Annotated in this window: 7 protein-coding genes; 3 read left to right on the forward strand and 4 right to left on the reverse strand. The window is 44.6% G+C overall.

From position 1 onward, the window contains the following. Positions 1–212 precede the first annotated feature (212 nt). Complete coding sequence (locus CJD36_RS07400) at positions 213–1,310, forward strand: WD40/YVTN/BNR-like repeat-containing protein (protein ID WP_105038492.1); 1,098 nt, start codon at positions 213–215, stop codon at positions 1,308–1,310. Here the strand turns inward: CJD36_RS07400 and CJD36_RS07405 are convergent. From CJD36_RS07405 to CJD36_RS07420, 4 genes are all read right to left on the reverse strand, one after another. After that, the gene (locus CJD36_RS07405) at positions 1,307–1,702 is read right to left on the reverse strand and encodes an RNA-binding S4 domain-containing protein (RefSeq protein WP_105038493.1); all 396 of its coding nucleotides are present in this window, start codon (positions 1,700–1,702) and stop codon (positions 1,307–1,309) included. The two genes, CJD36_RS07400 and CJD36_RS07405, sit on opposite strands and share 4 nt — an antisense overlap. A 135-nt stretch (positions 1,703–1,837) precedes the next feature. After that, positions 1,838–2,908, reverse strand: a complete 1,071-nt coding sequence (locus tag CJD36_RS07410) for a PorP/SprF family type IX secretion system membrane protein (RefSeq protein ID WP_105038494.1) — start codon at positions 2,906–2,908, stop codon at positions 1,838–1,840. 50 nt (positions 2,909–2,958) lie between these two features. Continuing rightward, complete coding sequence (locus tag CJD36_RS07415) at positions 2,959–8,115, reverse strand: PKD domain-containing protein (RefSeq protein WP_105038495.1); 5,157 nt, start codon at positions 8,113–8,115, stop codon at positions 2,959–2,961. 281 nt (positions 8,116–8,396) lie between these two features. After that, positions 8,397–9,917 carry a YncE family protein gene (locus CJD36_RS07420; RefSeq protein WP_105038496.1) on the reverse strand — a complete coding sequence of 507 codons (1,521 nt, stop codon included), beginning with the start codon at positions 9,915–9,917 and terminating at the stop codon, positions 8,397–8,399. A gap of 151 nt (positions 9,918–10,068) precedes the next feature. On the opposite strand from CJD36_RS07420, the gene CJD36_RS07425 reads away from it, so the two are divergent. Both CJD36_RS07425 and CJD36_RS07430 read left to right on the forward strand, forming a co-directional pair. Continuing rightward, positions 10,069–10,947, forward strand: a complete 879-nt coding sequence (locus tag CJD36_RS07425; RefSeq protein WP_105038497.1) for an NAD kinase — start codon at positions 10,069–10,071, stop codon at positions 10,945–10,947. Between the two features lie 65 nt (positions 10,948–11,012). After that, positions 11,013–13,226 (forward strand): reprolysin-like metallopeptidase, encoded by a 2,214-nt coding sequence (locus tag CJD36_RS07430; protein WP_105038498.1) that lies wholly within the window; start codon positions 11,013–11,015, stop codon positions 13,224–13,226. The last annotated feature ends 3 nt before the right edge of the window (positions 13,227–13,229 follow it).

Genomic DNA, 13,229 nt, shown 5'->3' on the forward strand with positions numbered 1-13,229 from the left:
ACCGAAGTCGAAACCTACAATTGCTACCTGGTTTACCTGGCCAATGATATACCAAGTCATTGATAAACGGCCTTAACAGGAAATGTGACCGAACAGATCATACAGTTGGCCCTTTGTAAACTCACCTTTAAAATCAAGGATGAGATGGTATATTCTAATTTTGCCATTTTTCATTATCTTTGAGAGTAAACACAAATAATAAATAAGTGACCATGAGTAAAATAAACCTGTTCAAAGCTTTGCTATTAACGCCTGTTGCGCTTGCTGGTATGTTTGGCTGTAAAAAAACAAACAATATCAACAACGACCAGGTAATACAAACACCCTATTCCCTTTACTTTACTGATACGGCGGGTACATTGTATAACAGCACAGACGGCAAAACATCGAAAGTTATTTTTGCTGCCGACGGGGTATCACAGCGTTGCGTTTTTGCCATGAACAATAACATTCTGATGGCAAAATCGGCGTTATATGTGAGCACAAATAACGGCGTTAATTTCAACTATAGTTACCGTACTGTTGACCTGGCCACATACCCGAGGGTTAATATTCGCGGACGTTATTTTGATATGAATCAGAGCATGGGCATATTTGTTCAATCATGGAACCACGGCTACATAGCATCTCGCGAACCAATTGCCAGCAGTTATCTTGGTATTGCATGGAATGAACAGGATGGATTGAACGGATGGGTGCCGGAACAATATTACGATTCGGTGCAGGTGGTGCATCTTGGCAGCGCATTTATTTCTTCATTTACCTTTACGCAAGGTGGCACCCTTTTCGCACTTGGCGGATCGTCTAAAAGAGGTTTCTACAGAACGTCTCTGCCAGTAAGATGGAAAGAAATGTTGTCGCCAAACGGAGATACACTGGATCTGCCCGGAGGATCAACGTTCTATTCACTGGGTCATATCAACAATCGTATCATAGCCATAGACAACTACGGTTCGGCAGGTGCATCATACAGTGACGACCTGGGTACTACCTGGCAGCCATATGCCGGAGTACCGGCAAACATACCGCTTACCTGCATATCCTCACCTTTTGAGCAGATCTGCCTGGTAGGTACAGATTCTATGGGTCTTTACACGATCAACAATAATACCAATTCATTTGAACAAGTAAGCAATGGCCTTGGCACAAACCTGGTAGTGCGTAGTATAGCATCTAAAGAGAATGTATTTAAGAGCGGCAAGAAACAACAGTATGTTTACATTGCCACTAATCAGGGTATCTACCAGAGTGCTGATCTTGGCCATAACTGGACCAAGACAATACCCGGCAATTTCGTATCAATATATTAATCTCCTTCGGGAGCATCTCCCAGATATTCACCCAGGTCGCGCCGCTGTTTCTTAGTGGGGCGACCTGTTTTACTTATACGCTTACCTGTGTAAAAACCGGATGTAAGGGGCTTGATGATGATCTTATCTTCATCTGAAGTCTGATCGACATACTTGGTTATAGCCTCTTCGTAAGGTACTCTGTTGCCAATAATACCAACTACTTCAATGGTCCATTTACGGGTAGGAGTGCGTATATCATACCTATCCCCCAAAGCCACGTTACGAGATGGCTTAACGCTGTTTCCGTTCCACTTTACCTTTCCATCGTCAATAGCGGCGGTAGCTAAAGAGCGGGTCTTGAATATTCTTATAGCCCAAAGGTATTTGTCGAGTCTTACTTTAGTGTCCATAGATGAGTCAAAGTTAAGGAAGGAAGATGTAACCTACCTAACAGCAGGCAGGTTCGTAAGTCGTCGGCGAATGTGTACTCAATAAAAAATGCACCCTTCGGGTGCATTTTACTATTATTAATTCTCTTAAAGGTATTAGTTATTGAATGGATACAAGATCTCGTTCTCGAACCTTGGACACATTACACCATCGCGTGGGTTGTTCTTATGATTGTACTTACCGCGAATGTAGAACGTTATTTCGTTAGCACTGGCTGTTGAGCCGCTGCCAGATGTAGACAGTGTAGAATTGTTAGCATCGTAAGAATATCCGAATGATACGTTGGCATAATCTATCTTAATAGTAGGAATGAACGCGTCCTGATAACGATAGAAACCACCGAAGCTGAAAGCGAATATACTAGGAAGACCCGGCGTAATACCATGATAGCACAACAGACCACCATAGATAGTCTCATTGTAAGGCTGCTGCCTGGAGTAGTTACCATGTAAGGCAAGACTGAAATGCTCGCTGAATACCAGATTAACACCAGCTGAGAACTGCCACTTCATTGGTAATTTCACCTGAGTATAACCACCGTTGAATATTTGTGTAGGATGATTAAGGTGATAAACTGAAGCACCAAGATAATAATTCACCCTGTTATCTACATCTACAGAACTGTTGAGGCTGATACCCGCACCCAGATCGAAGTTGTGCAAGCTCTTGAACGGAGCAGTTTCGCCTGAAGCATTAGATGGATCATAACCATTTACGTACTGGCTGCTGAAGGTCATTTTGTTCATGTCTACAAAACGAGCCATGTAACCACCAGTGAACCCTACTGACAGGTAAGAGTTATGCGCATCGTTCATAGCCTTATTGTAGGCTACAGATGCATAGATCTCCTGACTTGTAAAGTCTATGGCTCCAGCCTTATCATAGAATGCTCCCATACCAATACTTACATAATCACCAACTTCCCTGTTGGCCAATATCCTTGTTTCGGCAGTAGCAGAAACGGTACGATAAGGATTAGCTACACTACCCCACTGATCACGATAATCAAGGCCTACCTTATAATCACCGCTGAAAATACCTGTAAGGGCCGGATTACGAAGGATGGAGTTCTCATAAAATTGAGAAAAATGTATATCCTGCGCAAAGCTGTTGGAACCAAATCCCAACAAAAGGCCTGCAGCTACGATCTTTAAACAATTTTTCATCTATAAGTTTTTTACAATTTCATATTATTCATTACAATCAACGGTACATCTTATCGTACCAGTGAAATATCACCTCTGAATACGAATGGCTCACCAGTTGAACACATTACATCCAGCACATAAACGAACACATCAGGGGCTACTATTTCACCTCTGTAAGTACCATCCCATCCTGCACCAGGATCATTAGGCCTTACGTTGTAAGCTTCGTAAACCAATTCACCCCAACGGTTGTAAACGGCCATACGCTTGATCAGACCCAATCCCTTACCACTTACATAGAAGCGATCGTTATTTCCGTCTCCATTAGGAGTGAAGGTATTAGGTATAAATACCTGATTTGTTTCGCAAAGCAACTTGATGGTAACACTTCCTGTACCCGCGCAACCTTCTATGGTAGTTGCAGTAACAGAGTAAGTAGTAGTAACAATAGGTGTTGCTATAGGATGAGGGCAATCGGTACATGTAAGCGTACTATCTGCAGGTGTCCATGCATAAGAAGTAAGCGTTACCGGATTCAGTGCATCGGCATACAACTGTACGCTATTACCCGCAATAATAGTTATTGTAGGAGGAACGCGGAGAATAGGCAGTGGTATAACTGTAACCTTTACAAACTGAGTAGTATCAAAGCAAGGGTTTTCCTGTATATGCACTGAGTATATAGTGGTAACCGAAGGCGTTGCAATAGGATTGTAAATAGTAGAGTCATTAAGGGTATTACCCGGATGCCATGTGTAGCTAAGACCACCACGTGCAATTAACCTTGCCTGATCGCCTGCGCAGATAATGGTATCTGATCTTACACTGGTAACATTACGATGGTAGCTCTCAACAGGTACTGTCATCGAATCGCGGCAACCATACTGTGTAGTACCTGTGAGGGTATATATGATATTAGCCATGATACCCGACTTAGGATTAGCAACAGAGTCATTGCTCAAGCCAATACGAGGTTTCCACAGGTAAGTAGTAGCACCCGTTGCGAACAACTGCGTAGAATCTCCGGCGCAGACATAAGCAGGATCTGGAGTTACGTGCAGTATTGGCAATGGATTAACCGTAACTGTGAATGAAGCAGAATCTTTACAACCCAATGCATTGGTAGTAATAGCCCAATATGTTTTAGTAGTTGTTGTTCTTACAATTACAGGATTGCACACATTACAAGACAAGCCACTTGCCGTATCAGGGCCAGGGTGTGTGGTCCATGTGAATACACCTGAACCACCTGTAGCTGTCAGGGTATCCTGTTGACCAATACACATACTATCTCTACCAGAGATGTGTATAACGATCGGAGAATCTACAACTACTGTTACCAGTGCGGTATCAGTACAACCGTTTGCGTTAGTACCAGTTACGGTGTAAACTGTAGTTGTCAACGGCGACACAGCAATGAACGAGCAATTGGTACAGATCACGGCCGTTGGTGATGCCCATGAATAAGTATCAGCACCTGTAGCAGTAAGCACATCTGTACCACCGTAACAAATACGAAGCGCATGAGTGACAACTACAGTTGGTGTTGCATAAATATGTATTGAGTCTGTACTGTTTATGTTTACAATACAACCTGAGTTCTGTATGATCACAGAAGGCGGGCAATAATCTCCCGGAGTTGAGAATACTATTGTAGTATCATCCGTTTGACTTGTAAATGAGCCAAAAGGACAAGTAGACCAGATGTAATCGGTACCCAATGCTACAGAACCAGTATTGGTAAAGTGCAGATTGACACTAACCGGTCCACAACCAGATGTAGGCGTTACTGTAATAAAGCCGGTAGGACCACCCACAAATATATTCCTGTGCAATGTATCGCGACAACCACGAGGAGAAATAGCAATCATAGTTACCGTATGGCTACCTGTACCATAGATCTGATCGAAGTAGTAGGGACCACTGAATGAAGTAGCCGGTGTACCACTTACAGACCATGTATAAGTATACAGATAAGAAGTAGAGGTACTGCTAGGTCCCATAGCAATCTGCAAAGGAGGACAACCAACAGAAGTATCGCCAAAATTCTCGATAGCTATGCCACTGATGTTTGAAAGATGTATGTAGTTAGTTCTTGTAAATGTATTGGAGCAACCCAATGGATAACCACCTGTACCATCAGAAATGATAGTTACACTTACTGTCCAGTTACCATTAGCAGTATAGGTATGCACAATATTAGAATCTGCGGCTGATGGTGCAGTTGAAGGGCTACCATCACCGAAATTCCATACATACTGGCAATGAGTATTGGTATCGTGGAAAGAAACCGGTACGCCTGCACATGCACCCAATGTATCGGGAGATGTGAAGTAAGCATGAGGTACAGTAGCGTTAACAACGAATGTATCGAAAGTAGCACAACCCAATGGACTATTATCTACATCTCTTACCGCCACAGTCCATGTTCCTTCAGCGAAAGCATGTGTGAAGGTATTAGGTGTAGTGGCAACAGGCGTTAAAGTAATAGTCGGATAGTCATACGAAACTGATCGGCTGAACAATGCACTGTTAGGAAACGTGTGACCATCGGTAAATGTTACCAGGCTGCCCACACAAACCGGGTTAGGCGCAAAAGTAGTCGAGCCTATTGCACCATACACATGAGCTCGCTTGCGCTGCGCAGTATCTTTACAACCAAAATTATTAGTTACAATTACCCTTACGTTATAGTTGCCCGGTGCAGTATATGTGTGCGATGCATTACTGTCGGCTGCCACTGTAGTGACACCCGGACCATCGCCCCAAGACCAGAAGTACTGAGTGAATGGACTGCCATCGAGACGCTGTGGCCCATGTACAAAAAGATCTGAACCCAGACAAAAATTTGAATCAACCATAGTCCAGGTTGTATCTGACGGGCCGAGATTAATAACCAGTGATGCTGAATTATAACAATTGGAAGAGTCTGCAAGTCCTAACCCAATGGCTGTTACCACTACAGTATAAGTTCCAGAGCCGGAACCTATACCATAATTATGTGCTACAGTAGGGGTGGAGGTCGACGCGGTGTCATAGATACCAGGACCAAAATCCCAGTGATATCGATAGGCACCTGTTACTCCGGTTGCTGTAAATTTAATTGAATCTCGACGAGTACAATTGGGTAAGCCGGCCGCTATGTAAGCATTGGCAGCTGTGAGCGAGTTAGGGAATATAGCAGGAGGGAATACCCACATTCTATGCCTGAAAGTATCACAGCAACCTGCAAGACAACTTACCTCTGTGTATGTGTATGTGTTAGATGTTGGTAATGTGCTTGATGGAGTAGGGTAAACAATAGAGAATGTATCACCATAAAAACTCGGAGTACTAGGCCCTGTAGGAACTGTCCACATATGCGTACATGCTGCACAACCGGAATCTTTAAAGAATACAGTAGTATTAGGACAAACTGAATCGGAATACGGAAGGTGAAGGCCACCGGCAGTAAGCGGGAATGTACCGATAGCAAATGTTGGGTGAGTAGACCCGATCAATACCCTTACTGTATCAGTGCCTGCACAACCGCCTAATGACGCATCGAGATGCCAGTTGACTGTTGTTAACCAGCTACCACCCCCAGCGTATATATGGCCGGTATCTGTATAGATACCCGCACCAGCAGTTCCGCCATCGCCAAAGGTGATATTATCGACATTGATAGTAGCACCAGCAACGTCGATGGTCATGTGGTAACCCACGTGAATTGGTGTACAACCTGAATCGACGTCTGTCGAAATTGTTACGTTTGCCGGAGCCACACGAGCAATACCTGCATGTAGCGTAGAGTCTTTACAACCCAATGCATCTGTTACAACCAGAGTAACGTTGTAGCTGCCTGCTGTATTATAGGTAAAGCTGTGGTTAGCACCACCTGCAGCACCAGTTGCTGAGAAAGAGGTAACAGTAGCAGATGGAGTGAGCCACTTGTAAGTATTTGAATTTACAACCGGTAGGGCGTGGTAACCAGTAGTAAGTGGAGCAGCACAACGGTATGGATTATCGGCAGTTACTGTAGTAACAGGTGCAGGGTTAACGTGTAAAGGATGCGTGGCGTCAGAAATGCAACCATTTCCATTAACAAGATAATCGTGTACAATATAATCTCCTGCAAGCATAGTTGCCGGGTTTATTGTAACCGTCCACGGACTAGCAGCCATCGGCCCTCCTTCAACTGTTATTCCGGATGAATTTACGATGTAAAAATATTGTGTAACCGGCGCAATCACATCGACAGTAGTATTATCAGTAAATGTTATTGATGCATTTTGACAAACTGTAGCGGGTGATGGCAGGAAGTTGGCAGTAAAGTTACCCACATGCACCATGATTGTCGATGAGATAGAAGAACAACCGGCAGCATTGAACGTGGTGCAAACAACCGGATAATCTCCGGGAGCATTGAACGTAGGTGAAAAAGTAGTGTCGTTAGGACCAGTTGAATTATAGGTACCAGGAGTTCCACCAGTAGCTGACCAATGATAAGAAGTAGCACCCGTAGAGCAACCTGCAGAGAATGTAGTATTAACCGGAGCAACGCAGCCCAGGTTATTATCGGTGCGGGTAATACAAGCAACAGGGTTACCCACTATGTGTATATAACTTGTACGGGTAAGATTACCACCGCAACCGCAGCTTGCACCATTGAATAATAATGTAATGGTATAGTCACCGGGAACAGTAAAGTTAAAGGTAGCGTTTGTTGTATTTTGATTGGCGAAAGTAGCAGGGCCGCTAACGATCCAAGTCCAGACGTGGCTAGGACAAACAGTATCACCAGTAGAGAGATTTGTAAAAGATACGTTACCAATACATCTTGGAGAAGCATCGGCAGGGTTGGTTACCGCAAAGTCGATAGTTGGCGGCGCAGTAACATTAACGAAGTTATTCTGGAAAGAATAGCCTGTATCAGTTCCACAAACCACACGCACACCTACGTTGTAACTACCAATTGCAGAGAAAGCCCTGCTGGCCGTTGCTGACGCGCCGCTAGATACCGTAACAGTATCGGCAGACGTAGTGGCAGGATTGTTGATGTAGTACCACAAAAAAGATTGAGTACCTGAACAGGTGGGTGCAGTCGCAGTAAATGCAACATTGAGGAAATTACAACCGGTTCGGTTTGACGTAGTGGAAAACGTCACCGGGATAACAGCAGCACGTACGAGTGAGGGTATAGCAATAAGGCATAAGAGCGTTACAACCCGTAAAATTCGCTTCATAGACAATGATTTTGAACAAATATTGTTTACTTCCTAAAAAATAGAAATTACCTAACTTAGTATTAGGGACGTAAATATAATTAAAGTTAGTTCATTAGCAGAACAAAATGTTAAGTTTTTGGCGAAAATCTTTCAAAAGGACGAAATAATTACACTTTTCCTCTATATAAACCACGATTCGCGCAAAATAATTATAAACTAAAAACATATGTAGTTATCATTAACTAAGGAAAAAGCCTGGAACACATTACATTTTCAGCAAATGGGCGCGATAAAACTGATTATTTGAATCGCGTTGCGGCGGAATAAGGCATCACCGTTAGCTGATACCGTTTATTGTTGATCGGCTGAAGTGTATGCAGATCGTAAATGGAATACCACCCTGCCCGGCCTGAGCAAGCAGTTGCATGGTGGGGAGCCGGACCAGCCGGGTTGGCATTGGTGCAGACAACATATAAAAGCCCGTTTTGATCATCGACAGCAAGACCGTGGGGTTGGTAAAAGTCTCCATAAATGGCAATGGTTTCGAGGGTATTGTAGTTGATGGCATATACAGAGCCTCTCATACCTGAGACTGTAGAGGCGTCTTCCATACAAGACACAAAAAGATAAGGCACCGTAGTGGACCAGGCCATTTCCTGTGGCAGGGTTCCAACGGAGATGTGAGCCAATACACTATCGGTGTGGGCATCCAGCACCCTTACCTCATTGCTTGTCTGGCAGGTAACGAAGTAGTGAGAATAGTCGGGAGCCATGAGTATCTCATGCGGATTAGGCGCTGTTATAGTAGAGTCTGTACTTGTAAATGCAGGGCTACCATTAAGGCTCAATTGCTTATACATCATACCATCGGCCGACATCTTGTAAATGACATTGCCGTATTGTGCAGTAACAAAAAACGTATCGAATGTGCGATTGGACGTGATACCATGAGGATAAACCAATGTACTCCCCCCGCCCAACGTGCGGCCCGGATCAACATTCATCGTTGCGCTATTGAGATATGCGAGTATACCATCTCCCACCCAACTGGAGGTGACCACAGCCGTATCGGCAGGAGCTACATAAAGGATATTCCATGAACCATTTGCTTTTAGAGACCCTACATTAGCGCTACCCGCCAGCTGGTCTGTTCGGGTGTCTATTTTTTGCACATAGTCGCCATTGAGAAAGCTGGCATACATATGCATACCGTCATTTGCCGCACGCACGCAATGCGGGCTTTCAACCTTAGCCGAAGATGCACCAATAGGTATGTACCGCATGACCACATGTCTTTCGGCATCGATAACAGCCAACAGATCGCAGCCTTGTTGAGTAATGTATATTTTTTGCCTTGTATCGGGGTTGGAGGAGAAGGCAATGTTGCCATTTTTATCGGGGGCACCATTGGCTATCCAGTTCTTCAGTGTAGTGTATTCAGCTGTGGTGAGGGGCGATTGGGGGAATGCCGTAGTACTTTCGGGCATAGTAGGGGTGGCCAATGGGCCATTGGCGGCATTGGTATTGACGAAATATAATAAAGGGCTATTCTCCGCATTATAGGGGACAACCACAGCCCCGCTTGAGCCACCGTTGAACAGAGCATCCCACGTGTCCAGGCGCAGTTCACTTGCATTGTGATAACTGGCAGCATTGTGACAGCCGGATACCGCACATTTTGCAACCATTATACGGGCAACATCCTGCGGAAAATTACCATCGGCGGTGATCACCTGCGAGTAAGGCTTATGGACACACGATGTGATTATGCCAGCTAAGGCAGCAGATAATAAAAACACACAAAGAGGATACCCGCGCATGGTATAAAGTTACTGAGAATGAGTGAACAGATAAGATGTGCTGTTGACAATAAAATAAACCCGGATGTCCAGCTGTAAAAGTATTTAGGGCTAAAAAGATTATATTTACAATTCGTTTTGTCGGGTAAACCGGCAGTATACCATACCACACATGCTAGTAGCTCTATATAACCGCACATTCGATCCGCAGGATGTTCCTGTGTTGCTCCACATACTTAAGCTGCTGGAAGACCATAAGTTGCAGTTGGTTTTTTATAAAGAATTTTATGACAGACTGCAACCACACTATACCCCGGCAAGCCCTGTAAGATTTTTTACGGGCAAACTGGATCTGCCGCTCAATACTGATATGTTGTTCAGCCTGGGTGGCGATGGTACAATGCTTGATGCTATATGCTTTGTAGGTAGTTCGGGTATACCACTGATAGGTATAAACCTGGGCAGGCTAGGCTTCCTTGCGGCAATACCTGAAGAAGAAGTAGAAGGTGCCATAATATCGCTGGTAAGAGGTTCTTATACGCTGGAGAAAAGGACATTGATACACCTTGACTCTAACATTCCATTATTTAACGGATCGCCGTATGCATTGAATGAGTTTACCCTGCACAGGCAAGACACTTCTTCCATGATAAAGGTGCATACTTACCTGAACGGAGAGTTTCTGAATACTTATTGGGCAGATGGACTTATAGTAGCAACGCCTACGGGGTCTACTGGTTATTCTCTAAGTTGCGGAGGGCCGGTGGTATTCCCTCAGACATCTAGCTTTGTAATAACACCTGTAGCACCGCATAACCTGAATACACGGCCAATAGTGGTGCCTGACGACAATGTGATATCGTTTGAGATAGAGGGCAGATCGGAGCAGTTTTTGTGTACACTCGATGCCCGAACAGAGACCATCAAGAGCAATGTGCAACTGGCGGTAAAGAAAGAAAATTTCACCGTATCGCTGGTGCGACCTGATGAACACAACTTCCTGAATACAATACGCCAGAAATTGTACTGGGGGATTGACAGAAGAAACTAAAAAGTGCGTCCTGGTATAGATGAGTAATTACCAGACCTTTTGAACTTATAAACTATTGATAACTGATGAACCAGTTGAAGAGACTTTCATTTATAGTACTTAGCCTATTTTCTTTACCGGTATACGCCGGGAGCACGTGGCATGCTGTAGCTGCACGCGAAGGAGCCAATACCAGAGCTCACCTTGTGGACAACGCTCAGTACAAACTATATCAACTGGATAATGAGGCTTTGGTAGCAACTTTGAATTCTGCTGCAACGAGCATAATTGAATTGCCTATGCCGGATGGCACTATGAGGGCGTTCAGAACAACGGAAACACATCTGCTACCGGCTATCTTAGCAGGTAAGTACCCTGAGCTGAAAACGTACAATGGTGTGGCAGTTGATCGCCCATCCATCACGGCTAAAATAGATCTTGGTCCATCGGGGTTTCATGCCATGATCTATAATGGCAATAACACGTGGTTTGTAGATCCTGTAAGTGACTTTAGTACAAACACGAATTACATAGCCAAATACAAAAAGGACGAAAAACACAAAGAGGTAGAAACGGGTTGCCAGGCGATAAAGGCTGAGCTGCAAAAGGAAAGAAAATATAGTTACAGAACTGTAAACGGCTATCAGCTGCGCACTTATCGGATAGCGATAGCGTGCGACCATCAGTATGCGCAGGCAGCAGTGGGCACAGAAACTCCTAACAAGCTTCAGACGCTGAATAAGGTAATAACCTCGATGAACCGCATAAACGGGGTATATGAAAGGGAGCTATCTATTACTATGCAACTGGTAGACAAAGAGGACACCCTGCTATTTATTAATGAAGCAACAGACCCCTTTGGGCCATTGGATTCCAATCCGTTTGGACTGATGACGCTGAACCAGAAATATTGTGACTCGCTGATAGGCACAACCAACTATGATCTGGGGCATGTGTTTAGCACCGGAGCAGGCGGCCTTTCGCAGATAGGTTGCGTATGTAATGTTGCTAACAAAGCACAAAGCGTAACCGGCAACAGCCAGCCTACCGGCGATGGCTTTGACATAGACTATGTGGCGCATGAGATAGGGCATGAATTTGGTGCAGATCACACATTTAATAACAACGTGAGCGGCAGCTGCGCAGGGAATGCCAATCCGGAAACAGCAGTGGAGCCCGGAAGCGGATCTACATTGATGGCCTATGCCGGCATATGCGGCGGAGACAATGTGCAACTACATAGTGATGATTACTTCAGCACGGCAAGCCTGCTACAGATCAACACCTTTGTGACCACCACAGCCGATGTATGCGCTGATAAAACAAACTCTGGCAACAAGCCACCTGCATTGGCAACATTCGACACGTCTTATTATATTCCTTACCAGACGCCATTTGAGCTAACGGCACCAATAGCTATAGACTCAGCAGCAGATACACTCACTACCTATTGCTGGGAACAGTTTAACCTGGGTGATTTTGGAAAGACGCTGAATTCAACTGAAGTGGCGGGTCCACTGTTCAGGTCTTATGCGCCCGACACAAGCCGCACGCGCATTTTCCCGCATATAGAAATGGTACTTGAAGGGCAAAAAAGCAATGCGGGGATAAATAACGCGGAGGGTGAAAAACTGCCTACAGTAGCACGTTTCCTTACATTCCGACTGACCACACGCAGCATATTAAATGGACTGGGTTGCTTCCTGTTTCCTGATGATAGTATACACCTTGATGTGATCAACACGGGCAGAGGATTTACTGTAACCAGCCAAAGCACCCCCAATCTGAAGTTTATAGGTACCAGTGTGCAGACCGTAACCTGGGATGTAGCTAATACCACTGATGCCCCAATAAGTGCTAATGAAGTAGATATTTATCTGTCGCTAGACGGTGGCTATACATGGACGTATAACCTTGGCCGATTCCCTAATACCGGATCAGCAATCATTACCTTGCCCAACCCTGCCAATACATCTAACAAGGCACGTATAAAGGTGAAAGGTGCGGGCAATGTATTCTTTAACATCAACGGATCGGACTTTTCTGTGATCAGCAATCCGGGTATATATGGCGATATATTGCTGTTTCCCGTACCCGCTCACAACACGGTAACTATTGTTACAGGCGACAAAGGTTCTGTTGATGCGGTAGTCTATAACGCGGCCGGCAGAGTGTCATGGAAAGGTGCTATAAACGGCATCTATGACCTTGATGTAAGCATGTGGCCAAGAGGTGTCTATTTTATAAAAATGATAGACGTAAGAAACCAGGAGACGAAGAAGAAGTTTGTGCTGGAATAAAAC

The organism is Flavipsychrobacter stenotrophus (assembly GCF_002954265.1).
In the GTDB taxonomy this organism is placed as follows: Bacteria; Bacteroidota; Bacteroidia; order Chitinophagales; family Chitinophagaceae; genus Flavipsychrobacter; species Flavipsychrobacter stenotrophus.

Bases quoted from the DNA above. Each gene is read 5' to 3' on its own strand.
- CJD36_RS07425 (WP_105038497.1), top strand. From the start codon at position 10,069: ATGCTAGTAGCTCTATATAACCGCACATTCGATCCGCAGGATGTTCCT.
- CJD36_RS07415 (WP_105038495.1), bottom strand. From the start codon at position 8,115: ATGAAGCGAATTTTACGGGTTGTAACGCTCTTATGCCTTATTGCTATA.
- CJD36_RS07405 (WP_105038493.1), bottom strand. From the start codon at position 1,702: ATGGACACTAAAGTAAGACTCGACAAATACCTTTGGGCTATAAGAATA.
- CJD36_RS07410 (WP_105038494.1), bottom strand. From the start codon at position 2,908: ATGAAAAATTGTTTAAAGATCGTAGCTGCAGGCCTTTTGTTGGGATTT.
- CJD36_RS07430 (WP_105038498.1), top strand. From the start codon at position 11,013: ATGAACCAGTTGAAGAGACTTTCATTTATAGTACTTAGCCTATTTTCT.
- CJD36_RS07420 (WP_105038496.1), bottom strand. From the start codon at position 9,917: ATGCGCGGGTATCCTCTTTGTGTGTTTTTATTATCTGCTGCCTTAGCT.
- CJD36_RS07400 (WP_105038492.1), top strand. From the start codon at position 213: ATGAGTAAAATAAACCTGTTCAAAGCTTTGCTATTAACGCCTGTTGCG.